Source organism: Myroides sp. JBRI-B21084 (assembly GCF_030545015.1).
Lineage (GTDB): Bacteria > Bacteroidota > Bacteroidia > Flavobacteriales > Flavobacteriaceae > Flavobacterium.
Genome location: NZ_CP120653.1, coordinates 219,017 through 236,387, shown reverse-complemented (window position 1 = coordinate 236,387; position 17,371 = coordinate 219,017). Strand labels below are relative to the sequence as shown.

Genomic DNA, 17,371 nt, shown 5'->3' with positions numbered 1-17,371 from the left:
AATAGTTTCGACTTTTATAAGGACGTATTAAGTGTGCTTTTGATACCCTTCCAAAAATCTGCAATAAAAGTTGACATTCTAGTAAGTGGGCGTTTTAAACAAAAGTTCCCCCCTGTTAATGAAAAGTTGGGTTGTCTCACCTCTTCCAATCACAAACATTTCTTTTAGACAGTCTAAAAAGGATTGATTTAACTATAAAATCAATTACAACCAAACAGTGATGCGACACAAACCATCGATTACCTGTACGGTTTCAGCATTTAAACGGACAATTACAGTTTTTTCCACATGCCGAAAGATATGTAAAACCAAACGGAACAAATTCGTATCTTTACGTTTATCAATACAAAGATCATTTTGATTCACGAGACAAAGCTTTGAGAAAACTTTCGTTGAAGAGACCCGAACGCAGTGAGTGTACGGTTAAGCTATGCAGATTGCAACGGTGATGGAACAATTAATCCTGCAACAGAGATATTAGAAGAAACCGAGCTTGCGAGGTTCGCCGAGACCAAAACATACAAATAGAAAAGGTGGAGTAAAAACAACAATGATTAATTTTGGTACTGGCATTGGTGGGGGTGTTCAACGTTCACACGGACAGTCTTTTAAATTAAGTAACGGTATTAAAAATATTAAAAACGCGTATAACACATGGAATTTTTAAAAAAAATAGTTATTTTAAGTTTGTTTGTTTTTCTTGCAGGATCGTGTAATAAAATTTCTAAAGAATTTTCACTAGAGGGTAGTTGTGAAGATGACGCTAAAGCATTTAGAGAAATAGAATGTCTTCAAATATTTGAAAGGCTTCCTACTTTGGAATCATATAGGTTGAAATCAGAAGGGAAACATCTAATTACTGGAGAAGATTGTATTTGTGATGATGGAACTCGAGCCTTAGGGAATTATGCTGATATTTTAGAAAAAGGTGATACCATTATTAAACGTAAAGGTGAATTAACTTTTTCAATCCATAAAAAAGATACGGTAATAGTAGTAAAGTGGGAATGTGAAGGTAAAGTTTACGAGTAATACTCACTCACGCAGATTTAATACCCGATGGCGCGAGCATCTTGCTCGTGCTATATTAAATAACTAAACAACAGCCTCTTTACAAACGTATTGAGGCTGTTTTACTAAAAACACTTTACTGCTGTTGCACATTTAATAGTTTCGACTTTAATAAGAAAGCAGTAATACCCTATCAAAAATTGCAATAAAAGTTGACATTCTAGTAAGAAGGCGTTTTAAACAAAAGCTCCCCTCTGTCAATGAAAAGTTGGGTTGTCTCCCCTCTTCCAATCACAAACATATCTTTTAGACAGTCTAAAAAGGATTGATTTAACTATAAAAGCAATTACAACCAAACAGTGATGCGACACAAACCATCGATTACCTGTACGGTTTCAGCATTTAAACGGACAATTGCAGTTTTTCCCGCATGCCGAAGGACATGTAAAACCAAACGGAACAAATTCGTATCTTTACGTTTATCAATACAAAGATCATTTTGATTCACGAGACAAAGCTTTGAGAAAGCTTTCGTTGAAGAGACCCGAACGCAGTGAGTGTAAGCTTAAGTTATGCAGATTGCGACGGTAATGGAACAATTAATCTTGCAACAGAGATATTAGAAGAAACCGAGCTTGCGAGGTTCGCCGAGACCAAAACATACAAATAAAAAGTGGAGGCAAAACAACTATTATCCGTTTGGGTTAAAACATAAAGGATACAATGAATATGCCGATTATAGTGCTACCAATAAGTATAAATACGCTTATGGCGGTAAAGAATTAAACAACGAATTAGGTTTAGATTTATATGACTTTGGCGCACGTAATTACGATGCTGCAATTGGAAGATGGTTGAATGTGGATCCGCTGGCGGAACAGTATTGGAATGTAACTCCATATGGATACGCCTTAAATAATCCTATTTATTTTATTGATCCCGATGGTATGCAAGTATTAGACCCAGATGAAATTGTAAAAAAACAAAAGGAAAAACTAAGTAGTGATATAGCGTCTGTTCGAGGAATGATGAAGGATCGTCAGATTGATGCGGAAATTGGAAATAAATTTATAACTTTTTTGGAGGGTGCTCAAAATGAAATAAAAGCATTAGAAGATTCTGAACAAGTTTATAATGTATTTTATGATAAAACCAATAAAGGAAATTCTGGTTATGTAAATTATAATTTTGGAACAAATGCAGTAGATATTGGTATGGGAACAACTGCTTCATATTCAGTTATAGGTCATGAGCTAATGCATGGATTTCAGTTTGAAAAAGGTAAAACTTCGTTTAGAAGAGATGATCAGTCAACTCTAAACGATATCGGAGATGAAACTGCAGGATATAATCGACAATATATATTAGAAGGAGGTGTAAAACAATTTAATCCAGCTGCACCACCATATTACATGGATTCTGATATTATTGATTTTGGAAAAAAGCAGAATCCACAAATTTATCAAGGAATGCATCAATCGTCCTTAAGCTTATCTTCAAAAGAAGGAAAAGCAATGAGAAAAGCAACAATTGAAGCAGGTAAAAGTGGAGCTGCAGCTCCTGAAGTGTATATTGGTTGGGAAAAAGATTACAATAAGGGTGTTAAAAAAAGGAAATAATGAAATTAAGTATATATTTAATATTAGTTTATATTATATTCGGATCAATGACTATTGATAACGGTTTATATGTTTATAGAGCAAGTCATTTTTATGAGAGTATTGAATTAAACAACAATGAATTTACATATAAATTAAACTTTCACTTTTCAAGTTATGAAACTAAAGGAACTTACAAGATATCTAATGATAGTTTAATTCTTAATAGTTTTCAAAATACTGATATTTTTGATGTAGATGAAAAAAGGAACATAAAAAAAAACAAATTGTTTTTTAAAGTTAGCAGGTATGATAAAACTTTTTTCTCTTATGACTTACATTTGATATTAGATGATAATAAAGAAATTGTCCTAAAAGATCAGTGGGACACTACAAAAATAAAGAGGTGTGATATCAAAGCGTTTTATATAACAAATAAGAATAGTTTTAGATCTCCAACTCATAGTATTAAAGATAAAAATAGTAATGTTTTCAGTATTAAGTCTACAGGTAGGAGAGTATTTATAAACGAAGTGTGGTTGATAAAAGGAAATAGTATAATTCCTCGATCACAAAATGGTATTATCCAAACTTATTTATTAGAAAAATCAGAATAAACCACAACAGCCTCTTTACAAACGTATTGAGGCTGTTTTACTATAAAACACTTACTGCTGTTGTACATTTAATAGTTTCTACTTTAATAAGAAAGCGGTGATACCCTATCAAAAATTGCAACAAAAGTTGACATTCTATTAAGAGGGCGTTTTAAACAAAAGCTCCCCTCTGTCAATGAAAAGTTGGGTTGTCTCCTCTCTTCCAATCACAAACATTTCTTTTAGACAGTCTAAAAAGGATTGATTTAACTATAAAAGCAATTACAACCAAACAGTGATGCGACACAAACCATCGATTACCTGTACGGTTTCAGCATTTAAACGGACAATTGCAGTTTTTCCCGCATGCCGAAGGTTATGTAAAACCAAACGGAACAAATTCGTATCTTTCCGTTTATCAATACAAAGATCATTTTGATTCACGAGACAAAGCTTTGAGAAAACTTTCGTTGAAGAGACCCGAACGCAGTGAGTGTAAGGTTAAGCTATGCAGATTGCAACGGTGACGGAAGCATTAATCCTGCAACAGAGATATTAGAAGAAACCGAGCTTGCGAGGTTCGCCGAGACCAAAACATACAAATAAAAAGTGGAGGCAAAACAACTATTATCCGTTTGGGTTACAGCACCAAGGCTATAATGATATTGCCAATAGTTGCCGCAACGAAGAAGCAGAAGCTTATAAGTACTTAAACAAAGAATACGTAGACAGTTTTGCGCTTAATGTAACAGAAACAGATTTTAGGCATTACGACAGTGCGTTAGGACGTTTTAATGTGATGGACGCTTTGAGTGAACTGGCTTACAATCATACTCCGTATCGTTATGGATATAATAATCCGATTTTTTGGAGTGACCCAACAGGCTTATATGAATTGGATGCTAATGGAAATATAAGTGTTAGTGATCCATATGAAATAGGTTTGTTGTTTAACTATCTAAACCATAATTCAAATACTAGCTATAAGTCCATTGCTGAGTTTATGTCCAATGAGGAAAATGGATTTTCTTTAGATTTACCAGAAATGATAATGACTATGAAAGGAGGGAAAATTACTGGAGGTGGTGCAGCAATACATTCAAATGTACAAAAAGCATTAAATTTAATATCAAATTTTAATGGACGTGTTAATGTTTTAGGAGTTGATGTCAGTAAATTTGCTTTTGATTTTTTTGGTGCAGAGCAAAGTAATCTTAAAGCTGCATCTGCAATGGCAGGTCATGCCGGTTTGCACTTGTCAAAAACGGAATCGTTATTAAAGTATGTAGGTGCCACAGAAGGTGTGCTAACATCAGCCAAATCTTGAGGTACAAAATTAGGTATTGCTGGAGTTACTTTTACAGTTTTAGAAGATTTTAGAGCCAATAAACAAGGTACGGGTACAGTGGTAAAAGCTGCTATTGGTACATTGTCAATAATTTTCCCCGGTGCAGGTTTAGCTTACGCAATTATAGATTTAACTGTTGGAGTTGCAACAGGCACTACTTTAACAGATAGAATTGCAAATGGTGTTGAGGAGGGCCTAAAAAATTAAATTATGAAGACATTTTTTGAATATTTATACTATAGAATTGCGAAGCTTAATTTTTTAAAAAATTACGAAAGAGCAACTATTACTGTAACAGTTTGTCAAACATTGATAATTGTAAATATTATTTTTTTTACGATTTACGGCCCTTTTAAAATAATAGGAAAAGCAAATTTAATTGAATACTTAATTTTTCTTTCAATCTTTTTTGGATTAGATTATTACAACAATAAATTATATAGAGGAAGATTTGATGAGTTTGATAAAAAATGGGGAAACGAAAGTAAGAAAGATAAAATAATAGGGATGGTAAAAGTAATATCTTTCATTATTTTTTGTTGGGGATTACTTTTTATAAATGGATGGATTTATAGTAGATATAAATAATAGATATTTTAAATGCAACATTGTTGTTTTTAAACATTTTAAAAATACAACAGCCTCTTTACAAACGTATTGAGGCTGTTTTGCTAAAAAACACTTACTGCTGTTGCACATTAAATAGTTTCGCTTTTATGACAAAGTAAGTGTGCTTATTATACCCTATCAAAAATTGCAATAAAAGTTAACTTTTTACATAATGGTAAGATCGTGCTTATAGTAAAGTTAGCTACCTTTGAGGTATTAATTTGGGGTAATAAACCAACTTATTATTTTTAAAATAAAAAAGCAGGCTTTTAATAATTACCTGCTTTAACTGAAAAAATTGTACTTAAATTTTTGTTACGGAAGTAAAACCTGATCTATTACATGAACCACTCCGTTTGTTGCCAACATATTAACCGAAGTTATTACAGAAGCTGAACTATTTGAATTACCCTTTACTGTTGCCTGATTACCTAATAACACCATTAAATTACCGCCGTTTAAAGTACTTAATGTCTGACCATTTGATAAATCAGATGAAAAAGCACGTGCCCCAATAACATGATATGTTAAAATAGAAGCCAATGTATCTGGATCGGCATTTTCAATAGAAACAATTGTAGGAAATCCAGCATTCATAAATGCTTGGTTAGTTGGTGCAAAAACAGTTAAATTGTTTGTTGTTGCAAGTACATTAGCTACATTAGTTGTTCCTTGACTTGCGCGCAACACAGCAGCAACCAAATAAGAAAGGTTTGCATTACTTTGGGCCATTTGCACTATATTTTGCATTGGTGGCATTAAAACATGTTCTATACTATGTATTACTCCGTTTGATGCACTTATGTCGGCAGTATTCACTTTCCAGCCATTTACAAATACACCACGACTGTCTTTAGTAACATAAATTTTATCGCCATAAACTGTAGCAACTTCGGCATTTGGTCCTGCAGGAACGTTTGCCGCAATTATTTTACCTGCTACAGTATGATATAACAAAATAGCGCTTAATTCATTAACAGAAAGGCTATTAATGGTTTCTTGCGAAATTCCAGAAGCTGCAAAAGCTTGATTGTTTGGGGCAAATACAGTAAAAGGTCCTGTACCATTTAAAGTTTCGGCTAAATTTGCTTTTACTACAGCACTTTTTAAAAGCGAAAAATCTTGGTTTTCACTCACAATAGTTGTTATTGTTTTTTCTTGTGGCATCATTGGTGTTGAATCGTCTTCTGAACACGCTGTTGTTAATACCAATGTTGCTAATGCAAAAGTTGCACTTGCAAATTTTCTTAGGGAAGTTCTAATTTTCATAATAATTCATTTTAAATGTTAGTAGTGATCGTTATAAAATATCATTCAAAAAAATTAAAAGATTTTTTAGTTTTGTTTAGAAAAAACACTTTTTAAGGTTAAAATGCTTATTGTTAATAGTATAATTGATACTACTAGTGCAACAACAGCAATATTTAAATTTTTATTAAAATTTGATACACTTACAGCAATTAACCCCCAAGCTATTGCCGTGCCAAAACCGCTTATTTTGTACTTTAATGTACCGTATACACCTATCATAAAAGCAATTACAATTAACAATAATGTATAACCAACATTATTTAAAAAAACAGGTTGCCAATTTATTTTTGTTAAAAAAACGGCGCTATTGGCAATTAGTGCAACAGAAATCCATCCTGTATATATAGTAAAAGGTGCCACATTAACAAAACTATTCATGCTTGAATTTTGTATAAATGGTTGTAGTCTTAAAACAATTTTAACAAGTAAAACCAGTAATAAAATCATTAAAACCAAGCACACTTCAATTGCATTGTTTAACCAAAAATAAACCCACAAACAATTAATAATATTAGTAAAAAAAAACAGCAAACCAATTGCGTTAATTATTGAACTTTGATTGGTTTTAATTATAATATAAATGTTATAGATACAATGAATAATTAAAAGGGTATAAATTAGCCCCCAAATTGCAAATGCATAACCAGCTGGAGTAAATAAATTATAATAGTTATCTGAAATTGTTTTCATGGTAGTGCCATTTATCAAACCAGTATTTAATAAATAATTAACTATTATAGTTAGTACCAAACTTATGGTGTTTAAAAAAACAATTGCTTTGTGTGACATTTTCTTTCTAATAAAATAAATAGTATGTAAATATACTAATAAATATTAATTAAAGTATTTAAAAATACTAAATTTAAAATTGTTATAAAAAATTAATTTGGATTTGTGCAATTAAAAAAGCCTCAAAAGACAAATGCTTTTGAGGCTTTTAAATAAAATAAATATAAAATACTATTTAAAGTCAGCGTCGGTAACTCCTTCGTTTACTTTAATTTCAGATACTTTAAATTCAGCACCACCTAACATTGGCATTGTAAAAGAATGTGCAAATTTAACACCTTTTACATCTTTATAATTGCTGTAATTGGTTGTCATTTCCATAGATTTACCTTGTGCTTCCATAGTTTCAGACGAAGCTACTTTTAAACCAGTTGCAACGCTGTAAAAAACAGTTTGTTTGTTTTTCTTTAAAACATAAACTTCTTCACCGTTTAAAGTTTCAATACCTGTTAATTCAAAAGTTGCTGCATTTTTTAAATCTTCTAATTCAGAAAATAATACAGCCGATTTTTGAGCTTCTTTTAAATCATCGCCTTTTAATTCTTGCTTTTGACCTTGACCAGAAATGTACCCCATTGTTGGTGTAATAACTTGTTTCATTAACTCCATACCCATTCCGTTTAAAGAAGCCATCATTTGTCCTTTAGCCGTTTGTTTTTGTGTCATTGTAATTTCCATACCTTGCATAGAACCTTTAGCAGTTGTTGCTACCGATTTTACTTCTTTTAACTTAGCTTCACCACCTATTGCTTTAATATGGTTTTCGATAACTGTTTTAGAAGTAACACCTGCAGGAGCTGCTTTTTTAAACACTGGCTTAGCAACCGGATTTGCAAAACGATCGTAGTAGTTAACTGGGTAACCTAAACGGTCTAAAGTACCAGCTACATCGGCACCTTTACCAACAATTACAATACGTTGATTGTCTTTTTTGAAATATTTGTTAGCTACACGTTGTACATCGGCAACAGTTACTGCTTGAATGTTTTTAATGTAGTTTTCGTAAAAATCTGCTGGTAATTCTTGTGTTTTAGTACGTAATGCAAAGCTTGCAATGGTACCTGGTTTTTGAGTTTCCATTACAAAATTACCTATGTATTTTGCTTTAGCAAGATCTAATTCTTCTTGAGTAACAGGTTTTGTTCTAATTTTTTGAATTTCGTTTACAAATTCAACCACAGCAGAATCGGTTACTACGTTACGTACCGATGCAGATGAAGCAAATTTTGATGTGTATTTACCTGAACCTAACGATGAATATGCCCCGTATGTCCAACCGTGTGCTTCACGTAAGTTTAAGAATAAACGACCTTCACCGCCACCACCTAAAATTTGGTTTGCAATTAAAGCTGCAAAATAATCTTTATCGGTTAATTTAAGGTTTACTGTGTTTACCAAAGCAATTTCAGACTGTACCGCGTTTGGCATGTCAATAAAATCAATTTGTGTTTTAATAACATCGTTTGGTTCTGGGTATTTTGCAACGGGTGCCGAAGCTTTTTTCCAGTTTTTAAACAATTTAATTACTTGTTTTTTAACATCTTTAAACTTTACATCACCCACTACTACTAAATAAGCATTTTCTGGTACAAAGTACGATGCGTAATTTTGCTTCACATCGTCTAAGGTAACGCTGTTTAACGATTTTTCTGTAGTAAATTCACCAGTTGGGTGATTGGTACCAAACAATAAAGCATTAGTCACACGGCGTGCAACTGATGATACTGATTTTTCATCTGATTTTAAACCTTCAATAGCTTGTTGCTTTGCTTTATCAAATTCTTCTTGAGAGAAAATAGGACTTAATGAACCTTCGGCCATTAATTCTAACAAACGAGAACTGTATTTAGATAAACCACTTGCTGAAGCACCTGTGTTCCAAAAACTTAAATTAGCTCCTAAAAAGTCAATTTCATCATTAAATTTTTCTTTAGGTGTTTTTGCAGTTCCGTTACCAACAACTGCACTTGTTAAACTTGATACACCTGCTTTTTCACCTTCTACATAAGGTGGTGTATCAATAGTTAACATATAGCTAACGCGTGGTAATTTATGATCTTCAACAACCATTACTTTTAAACCATTTTTCAAGGTAAATTCTTGTGGTTTTTGTACGTGAACCGTTGGCATTGGACCTGGTTGTGGTTGTGGACGTTTTATTTGAGCTTCGGCACTAATAGTTAGTAACAAAGCTGATGCGAATACTAATATTTTTTTCATTTTGTATACTTTCTTATTTAGCTGATTCTGCTTCTCCTTTTGCTGGTACGTAATCTAATAATAAACGTGAATTGCTTTGTAGGTATTTTTTAGCAACATCGCGAATTTCTTCTCTTGTAATTGAACGATAAATGTTAATTTCTTCGTTAATTAAGTTGATATCGCCAAATAACAAATAATTAGTAGCCAAGTTTTCTGCCAAACCTTCTAAATCAGAGTTTTGACTAACGTAACGACTTTCAAAATCGTTTTGTAATTTTTGATAATCTCTTTCAGAAATTAATTCGTTTTGTAATTTAGAAATTTCAGCATCAATTTCAGTTTGTAATGCTTCGCGGGTTGTATCGCCCATTGGCAAACCAGCAATTAAATACATACCGTAATCTTCTTGAGAATAATTAAAAGCAAATAACTGTAAAGCCATTTTCTTTTCATCAACAATTTTCTTTTGCATTGGCGATGATTTTCCACCTGATAAGTACGATGAAATCATATCTAATACACGAGCTTCACGCGTTTTCATAGATGGTGTTCTATAAGCAGTGATGTACATTGGTATTTGAATGTTAGCGTCGTAAGCAGTTGCTTTAATAGGCTGCGTAATTGCATCTTCTTGAATGTTTACACGTGGTACATCGGCACCGCGCTTAACAACGCCAAAGTATTTTTGTACTAATTCTTTGGTTTTAGCAAACTCAATATCACCTGCAATAACTAAAACAGCATTGTTTGGCACGTAGAATTTTTTGTTGAATGCTTGAAACTCTTCTAAAGTAGCAGCATCTAAATGTTCCATTGAACCAATTGGTGCCCAACGGTACGGGTGTTTTTTAAATAAGTTTTTCTTTACTTCGGTAATCCAGTTTCCGTAAGGGCTGTTATCAACACGTAAGCGTTTTTCTTCCTTAACAACCTCGTTTTGTGTATCAACACCAATTTGGTTAATTACAGGTTGTAACAAACGATCCGATTCCATCCAAATAGCTAATTCTAAATTGTTCGATGGAAAAACTTCGTAATAATACGTACGGTCGTCTGATGTATTTGCGTTATTATGCCCACCATTAGCAGTAACTAACTTAAACCACTCACCTCTTTGAATGTTTTCGGTTCCTTCAAACAATAAATGTTCAAAAAAGTGTGCAAACCCAGTACGACTAGGGTTTTCGTCTTTTGCACCAACATGGTACATAACTGAAGTAACCACAACTGGCGCAGATTTGTCTTGATGTAAAACCACGTGCAAACCATTGTCTAATGTGTACTCTTCAAATTCAACTTTCTGTGCTAAGGCAACACTGCTTACAAGAAGTGTTGTAGCTAAAGCTGTTAAAGATTTTCTCATAACTTCGATTAAATTAATTTGATTTTTAAAATTAGTGTGCAATTTCGTGATTTTGTTACATTTAAATGATGCTTTTTTTTAATTTATTTTTTTTAGCGAATTAATTTTTTAAAAACTAACAACTTACAATTTGTATTTAGATATTTTTTGTATATTTGCAGTCTTAAAAACAAATTTTAATTTAATTGTTATGTACGCAATCGTAGAGATAGCAGGGCAACAATTCAAAGTTAGCAAAGACCAAAAAGTGTATGTTCACCGTTTGGCAGCTGAAGAAGGAACAAATGTTACTTTTGACAAAGTTCTTTTAGTTGACAATGCAGGAACATTAACTTTAGGCGCCCCAGCTATAACAGGAGCTTCAGTAGGAGCGAAAGTTTTAAAACACCTTCAAGGTGACAAAGTTATCGTTTTCAAAAAGAAAAGAAGAAAAGGGTACAAAAAGAAAAACGGTCACAGACAAGCATTGACGCAAATCGTTATCGAAGGCATCAACATGTAATCTGAAACCAGAAAAGTATTAACAATTTTTAAAAACCAAACATCATGGCTCACAAGAAAGGTGTCGGTAGTTCTAAGAACGGTAGAGAATCAGAATCGAAACGTTTAGGCGTTAAGATTTATGGTGGTCAGGCAGCTATTGCTGGTAACATCATTGTAAGACAAAGAGGTTCAAAACATAACCCAGGTGAAAATGTTTACATGGGGAAAGATCATACTTTACATGCTAAAGTTGATGGTATTGTACAATTTGTAAAAAAGAGAGATAACAAATCTTTCGTTTCTATTGTACCATTTGAAGCTTAATCTTCTTAGACTGAAAAAATTAAAAGCATCTCAATGAGATGCTTTTTTTATATAATAATATTAGATTTTTTTATTATATTGGTTTGATTTTAAAAACCACTCTTATGAAAAATAAAATACTTCTATATATTTCATTGGCTTTGTTATGTTTTTGGCTTTTAACAAAGATTGTAAATCTTTATGACTATCCTGTATTAAGTGCTATTTACGAACTTACATCACTTATAGCTGTTTTAAGTACATTTGTAATGCCTATAGTTGTGCTGATCTTTTTGCTGAGAAGCGAACGTTTTAATAAAAAAAATTATATAGCGCCTCTAGCAATATCAATATTTACTATTTTAGTAATGATATTTGTTCCGTTTTTCTACACAGTAAATCAATAGCTTTATGAAAAACTCACAAAACTATTATCGCCCTACAATAGAATGATACAATTCTAACGCTTTACCATCGGTTAACAACGAAATAAATCGGCATACATTTAATAAACGTACATACAAACTTTCGCTTTCGGTTTGGTATTGTTCGGGTAATAATTTTAAAATAAGCTCGTCATAATGAGTAGTGGTTCCATTAAATTTATTATTGGTAGCTGCAATAAATTTATCTAACAACGTATGCAACACTTTGTAACCTACAACTTCTTTTTCAACTACTTCTTTACTTTCGTACACATTACTTACACTAATAGCAATAATATCTTTCATTTGTGCTACATACGCACATTTATCGGTTAATGCATACGGAAAATTACCTTTTAAAATTTCGTCTTCGTTTTCCATAAACACACGCACCACATCGTTAATTAAGCTGCCAATAGCTAATGCACGCAAATAACTTACACGTTCGGCTTTGGTTTGTAACTGCGCGTATTTAACCGAGTTTATATTGTTTTTTACAATTTTTATTAAAAATTCTAAGGCGTGTTCTTCTGGTATCCAACCTAAATTAATACCGTCTTCAAAATCAATTATCGTGTAACAAATATCATCTGCAGCTTCTACCAAATAAGTTAACGGATGGCGCAAATAACGCATGCTATCACCTGCCCTTTTTAACAAACCTAAGGTATTGGCAATATCAACAAAAGAGTCTTTGTCGGCCTGAAAAAAACCGTATTTTTTGTCGGAAATTTCATTGGTTGGCTTTTTAGGCAAACTTTCTTTTGGATATTTCATAAAAGCACCCAATGTGGCATATGAAATACGTAAACCGCCTTCGGCACCAGGACGCGAATCGGTTAATATATGAAAACCGTTTGCGTTTCCTTCAAAATCAATTAAATCTTGCCATTGTGCAGGTTCTAAATCTAATCGAAACTGTTCACCAGCACCGTGTTTAAAAAAATCGCCAATGGCTTTTTCGCCCGAATGTCCAAAAGGTGGATTTCCAATATCGTGGCACAAACAAGCGGCAGCTACAATAGCACCAAAATCGTTAATGGTATAGCCTAAATCTTTAAGTTCGGGGTATTTTTCAATAATTTGTAAACCCGCCAATCTACCAATTGATCTGCCAACAACCGAAACTTCTAAACTATGAGTTAAACGAGTGTGTACAAAATCGGTTTTAGAATGGGGTATAACTTGTGTTTTATCTTGCAAACTGCGAAACGCATTCGAGAAAATAATTCTGTCGTAATCTACCTCAAAACCAATGCGTGATGGGTTTTCGTTTTTGCGTTCGCGTACTTGTATATCGCCAAATTTTTTTAACGATAACAGCTGTTGCCAGTTCATTATTTGCTTTGTCATTTTTAAGACAATTGTTCGTTTATAATATTTTGTTTTACTTGTTTGTAAAAATCGTCTTTTGCTTGGGCATACGAAACGTTATACAAATATTTTTTAGGATGGTATTTTTCTGGAATAGATCCTTTTAAGGTGTGGTATAAATTATCTAACAAATCGGGTGTAGGTTTTTCATACCCAATTTGCCACTCAAATCTGCGTTTTAAGGCGCTATCTATCATATGAATTTGGTTGGTTGCTGCTACCAAAATAGATTTTTGAGGAAAGTAATCCATTAACTGAATAATTGCGTTTACTACCCTTTTCATTTCTGAATTATCTTTATTATCGTAATCGCGTATTTGTCCTAACGAATCAAATTCATCTAATAACAAAACCATACTTTCATACTGCGATTCTTTAAAAAGAGCGTCTAAATTTTTAGCTGTTTCACCTAATTTTGATGAAATAATGGTTGCTAAGTTCACAATCATTAATTTCTTATTTAAATGATTGGCAATTACCTTAGCTGTCATTGTTTTTCCGCACCCACTATCGCCGTACAACAATAATTTATTAGCAACGGGTATTTGGTACGATTCAAATAAATGTTTAAACTGCTGTTCGTGTAAAAAAGCCATTAAATGACTTTTAATTTGGGGCGATGCTATAAAATCTTCAAACGAAATTTTGCTTCTATCTATATAATAAAAAGTACTCATTTAAATTGCTTGTGTTTTTTTTAACCCTTTATAAGCAAAAACTATTGCACAAAGCATTAAGAAAAAAGCTAAAATAAAAGGGGCACCTGGAAATTTAAAAGGTGCTGAATTGTGTGTAAAATAATAAAAAACCGATGTCATGGCTAACGGACCAAAAGTTGCTGTTGCGCTATTTAAACTTGCTAAAGTTCCTTGTATTTGCCCTTGTTCATTAGCTGGTATATGGTTCGTAATTTCAGATTGAATGGCAGGCCCTGCTAATCCACCCATACAATAGGGTATTAAGAAAACAAAAATCATCCATTGTTGAGCTGCAAATGCAATTAAAAGCAATCCTAACGTGTTTAAACTAAAACCTATTAAAATACTTTTACCGTTGCCTATACGTGGATTTACGTAACGTACCAATCCACCTTGGACTATGGCTACCAATAAACCTATTACCCCTAATGAGATACCCACCATTCGTTCGTCCCAATTAAAACGGTACATGGTATAAAAACTCCAATTTCCATGAACGGCATGCGATGCAAAATACATGAAAAACATGGCTGCCACCAAGCTTATAATGGTTGGGAACTTTTTTAAACGCAATAAAGAACCAATTGGGTTGGCTGCTTTCCACTCAAAAGCTCTTCTTTTTTCTGGTTTTAAAGATTCTGGCAGTACAAAATATCCGTAAATAAAATTCACAAAACATAAAGCTGCTGCTGCATAAAAAGGCACACGCGAACCGTATTGTCCTAACAAGCCCCCAATTACCGGACCTATAATAAAACCAATACCAAAAGCAGCACCTATTAATCCAAAGTTTTTGGCTTTGTTTTCGGGTGTACTTACGTCTGAAATATAAGCCATTGCTGTAGAAATACTTGCCCCTGTAATACCTGCAATGATTCTACCTATAAAAAGCCATGATACATTTGGCGCTGTTGCCAACACTAAATAATCTACTGCAAAAGCCATTAACGATATAAGTAAAACGGGGCGTCTGCCGTATTTATCAGACAAGCTGCCCATAAGCGGTGCGCATAAGAATTGGGTAAATGCATAAGCAAATGCTAACCAACCACCTAGTTGTGCTGCTTCACTTATATCAGAATGATTCAATTCTTGTAATAATTTTGGAATTACTGGTATTATAATTCCAATACCAATAATATCTATTAACATGGTAATGAATATAAAACCAATTGCAGCCGACTTTTTAGAGCTCATAATATATTTTTAAATAAAAAACAAAGCTACGAAAAGTAAAAAAAAGAAGTTGTTTCAAATAGTATTTTAAAACAACTTCTTAAACATTTTTTAAATAACAGTAATAATTTCTTCTTGTGGAAAACGTGATTTTGGCGTTTTGTTGGGATCGTTAAAGTCAGCTTCAGTTCTATAACCTAACGATACTACGGTAATAGCTGTAAAGCCTTTTTCACGTAAACCAAACTCTTCGTCAATAGCTTTCATATCTAAACCTTCCATTGGCACTGCATCAATTCCTAAACTTGCTACACCTAAAAGAAAATTACCAATGTTTAAATACACTTGTTTTTCTAACCAATGCTGCAAATCTTTTAAATCGTATTTATGAATATTTGCAAACAAATTACGAGTGTTGTACATACCTTTTTTAACATCGGGGTTAGGAAAACGCCCATCTTTAGCTTCTTGTTCTAATAAAAGCTGCATGTAATCATCGTTTAAATCTGTTTTAGCACAAAAAACTACTGCTGCAGATGCATTCATAACTTTAGCTTCGTTAAAATGAAAAAAGCCTGCCGTACCTTTTGCTACGCGTTGCTTACCTTCATGCGTTTGTGCAACTATAAAATGCCATGGTTGTAAATTGGTACTAGACGGACTCATTTGTAACAAGTTTTTAATTTGCTCAAAATCCGCATCTGATATTTTTTTATTTGGGTCGAAACTTTTAGTTGAATAACGCCAATCTAAAATTTGTTTAAGATTCATGTGATATTTATTTACTATAATTTTTATAGTAGCAAAACTAAATATAGTTTTTTATCTTTGCAAGAACTATCCTTTTAGATAGTTCTAATTTTATGGCAAAACAACCAGATCATTCATTTGAATATAACGGAAAAAACTACCCGTGTTGTACTAGTTTAACAATGGGAGTAATTGGTGGCAAATGGAAAACAGTAATTTTATATCATTTATCGGCTGGAAAAATGCGTTATAATGAATTACGTAAAGCCATGCCTATGGTAACAGAACGCACTTTAAGTTTGCAATTGCAACAATTACAAGACGATGGCATTATTACGCGCACTGTTTATGCAGATAAACCACCTTTAAAGGTTGATTATGAATTAACAAAGGTAGGGTTAACACTTATACCTTTGGTTCACGCAATTGCAAAATGGGGACACGAAAGGGCTAATGGCTAATTTTATTTAAAATAACGATCAATTTCGTTAATTAAATTTAATTTTTGTAGATAGTTTTTATAAATTTCTTTTTTTGCAGCATCAAAATTTTTATAATTTGATTTATTCAATTCGTTAATAACAATTTGTTCTAAAACTAATTTTTCGGTTCCGGCTTTATGTTTGTTTTCAAAACCGTTTAATTTATCTAAGTTATGTATCCAAAATTGAAAAAAACCATTATCGGTATTTTTAATAACTTGTTTTAAAACAATATAACTTTTTTTGGTGGGTAATTCTTCTTTGTTGAAGGATTCGTAAAGTTCTTAAGATACTTTTATTAGTTTTTCATATTCATTAGTAAGAATTAACTGATTGCAATACGCGTAAAGTGTTTTTACGGTTCTGTCACCATTTTCATATTTATTTACCAAATTTGTTGACCTTTCATTTGGTAATAAAGCCTTTTTAGCTTCGTTTATTAATGCTATTGAATTTAAATTTACTTTACCAAAATGTAGAAAATTCTTATTAGCATCAAAGTAAAGTAATGCAGGAACTTTATTTAAGTTTAATTTAAATGAATGTATAAAGTCTAAATCAGTTTTATTTGTTTGGTTTTGTGTATTTACAGCATAATTAACAAAATTTGAGTTATAAAATGCTGCTAATTCAGAATCATTTTTAAAAAGATCTTCTAATTGTAAACATACAGGGCAATCGGGTCGGTAATATTCTATAAACACTAATTTATTTTGATTTTTAGCTTTTTCAAAAACTTCTTCTAACGTAGATTCAAATGTAACTTGAGCCGAAATTAAATTAGCAATGCATAAAAGTAAAATTGAAAAAAAAGCATTCTTCATATTAAAATAATTCTTTTAAAAATAAACTG

At 32.4% G+C, this 17,371-nt stretch carries 19 protein-coding genes; 10 read left to right on the top strand and 9 right to left on the bottom strand.

Annotated features, from left to right (window positions below; translation table 11 throughout):
• Positions 1 to 654 precede the first annotated feature (654 nt).
• The 6 genes from P3875_RS01170 (at position 655) to P3875_RS01145 (ending at position 5,141) form a co-directional block, all read left to right on the top strand.
• Positions 655 to 1,032, top strand: coding sequence for a hypothetical protein (locus P3875_RS01170; protein WP_303444428.1), 378 nt, complete (start codon positions 655 to 657; stop codon positions 1,030 to 1,032).
• Between the two features lie 614 nt (positions 1,033 to 1,646).
• Complete coding sequence (locus P3875_RS01165) at positions 1,647 to 2,630, top strand: RHS repeat domain-containing protein (RefSeq protein WP_303444427.1); 984 nt, start codon at positions 1,647 to 1,649, stop codon at positions 2,628 to 2,630.
• The gene (locus P3875_RS01160) at positions 2,630 to 3,226 is read left to right on the top strand and encodes a hypothetical protein (protein ID WP_303444426.1); all 597 of its coding nucleotides are present in this window, start codon (positions 2,630 to 2,632) and stop codon (positions 3,224 to 3,226) included. Before P3875_RS01165 ends, P3875_RS01160 begins: the two co-directional genes overlap by 1 nt.
• A 550-nt stretch (positions 3,227 to 3,776) precedes the next feature.
• Complete coding sequence (locus tag P3875_RS01155; protein ID WP_303444425.1) at positions 3,777 to 4,532, top strand: RHS repeat-associated core domain-containing protein; 756 nt, start codon at positions 3,777 to 3,779, stop codon at positions 4,530 to 4,532.
• A 78-nt stretch (positions 4,533 to 4,610) separates the two neighbouring features.
• A complete protein-coding gene (locus P3875_RS01150) occupies positions 4,611 to 4,760 on the top strand; it encodes a hypothetical protein (RefSeq protein ID WP_303444424.1) in 150 nt (49 codons plus the stop codon).
• Positions 4,761 to 4,763: 3 nt separating this feature from the next.
• Positions 4,764 to 5,141 carry a hypothetical protein gene (locus P3875_RS01145; RefSeq protein ID WP_303444423.1) on the top strand — a complete coding sequence of 126 codons (378 nt, stop codon included), beginning with the start codon at positions 4,764 to 4,766 and terminating at the stop codon, positions 5,139 to 5,141.
• A gap of 336 nt (positions 5,142 to 5,477) precedes the next feature.
• Here P3875_RS01145 and P3875_RS01140 read toward each other — a convergent pair whose 3' ends face one another.
• The 4 genes from P3875_RS01140 to P3875_RS01125 all read right to left on the bottom strand — a co-directional run bounded on the left by P3875_RS01140 (position 5,478) and on the right by P3875_RS01125 (position 10,827).
• Positions 5,478 to 6,431 carry a fasciclin domain-containing protein gene (locus P3875_RS01140; protein WP_303444422.1) on the bottom strand — a complete coding sequence of 318 codons (954 nt, stop codon included), beginning with the start codon at positions 6,429 to 6,431 and terminating at the stop codon, positions 5,478 to 5,480.
• Between the two features lie 66 nt (positions 6,432 to 6,497).
• Entirely contained in the window at positions 6,498 to 7,163 is a 666-nt protein-coding gene (locus P3875_RS01135; protein WP_303444421.1) for a hypothetical protein, read from the bottom strand.
• Positions 7,164 to 7,433: 270 nt separating this feature from the next.
• Positions 7,434 to 9,482, bottom strand: a complete 2,049-nt coding sequence (locus P3875_RS01130) for an insulinase family protein (protein ID WP_303444420.1) — start codon at positions 9,480 to 9,482, stop codon at positions 7,434 to 7,436.
• A gap of 13 nt (positions 9,483 to 9,495) precedes the next feature.
• The gene (locus tag P3875_RS01125; protein WP_303444419.1) at positions 9,496 to 10,827 is read right to left on the bottom strand and encodes a M16 family metallopeptidase; all 1,332 of its coding nucleotides are present in this window, start codon (positions 10,825 to 10,827) and stop codon (positions 9,496 to 9,498) included.
• A gap of 190 nt (positions 10,828 to 11,017) precedes the next feature.
• Here P3875_RS01125 and rplU point away from each other — a divergent pair, with 190 nt between their 5' ends.
• The 3 genes from rplU to P3875_RS01110 all read left to right on the top strand — a co-directional run bounded on the left by rplU (position 11,018) and on the right by P3875_RS01110 (position 12,020).
• Positions 11,018 to 11,329, top strand: a complete 312-nt coding sequence (gene rplU, locus P3875_RS01120; RefSeq protein WP_303445408.1) for a 50S ribosomal protein L21 — start codon at positions 11,018 to 11,020, stop codon at positions 11,327 to 11,329.
• A 44-nt stretch (positions 11,330 to 11,373) separates the two neighbouring features.
• On the top strand, positions 11,374 to 11,634 hold the full coding sequence (rpmA, locus tag P3875_RS01115) for a 50S ribosomal protein L27 (protein ID WP_129757648.1): 261 nt from the start codon (positions 11,374 to 11,376) through the stop codon (positions 11,632 to 11,634).
• 104 nt (positions 11,635 to 11,738) lie between these two features.
• Entirely contained in the window at positions 11,739 to 12,020 is a 282-nt protein-coding gene (locus P3875_RS01110; RefSeq protein ID WP_303444418.1) for a hypothetical protein, read from the top strand.
• Positions 12,021 to 12,044: 24 nt separating this feature from the next.
• Here the strand turns inward: P3875_RS01110 and dgt are convergent, their stop codons facing one another.
• The 4 genes from dgt to nfsB form a co-directional block, all read right to left on the bottom strand.
• The gene (gene dgt / locus P3875_RS01105; RefSeq protein WP_303445407.1) at positions 12,045 to 13,376 is read right to left on the bottom strand and encodes a dGTP triphosphohydrolase; all 1,332 of its coding nucleotides are present in this window, start codon (positions 13,374 to 13,376) and stop codon (positions 12,045 to 12,047) included.
• Between the two features lie 17 nt (positions 13,377 to 13,393).
• A complete protein-coding gene (locus P3875_RS01100; protein WP_303444417.1) occupies positions 13,394 to 14,089 on the bottom strand; it encodes an AAA family ATPase in 696 nt (231 codons plus the stop codon).
• Positions 14,090 to 15,310, bottom strand: coding sequence for a TCR/Tet family MFS transporter (locus tag P3875_RS01095; protein ID WP_303445406.1), 1,221 nt, complete (start codon positions 15,308 to 15,310; stop codon positions 14,090 to 14,092).
• An 87-nt stretch (positions 15,311 to 15,397) separates the two neighbouring features.
• Entirely contained in the window at positions 15,398 to 16,057 is a 660-nt protein-coding gene (gene nfsB / locus P3875_RS01090; RefSeq protein ID WP_303444416.1) for an oxygen-insensitive NAD(P)H nitroreductase, read from the bottom strand.
• 92 nt (positions 16,058 to 16,149) lie between these two features.
• Between nfsB and P3875_RS01085 the strand changes: the two genes are divergently transcribed.
• On the top strand, positions 16,150 to 16,497 hold the full coding sequence (locus P3875_RS01085) for a winged helix-turn-helix transcriptional regulator (RefSeq protein ID WP_303444415.1): 348 nt from the start codon (positions 16,150 to 16,152) through the stop codon (positions 16,495 to 16,497).
• Between the two features lie 305 nt (positions 16,498 to 16,802).
• On the opposite strand, the gene P3875_RS01080 is transcribed toward P3875_RS01085, so the two are convergent.
• Entirely contained in the window at positions 16,803 to 17,342 is a 540-nt protein-coding gene (locus P3875_RS01080) for a thioredoxin family protein (protein ID WP_303444414.1), read from the bottom strand.
• Positions 17,343 to 17,371 lie beyond the last annotated feature (29 nt).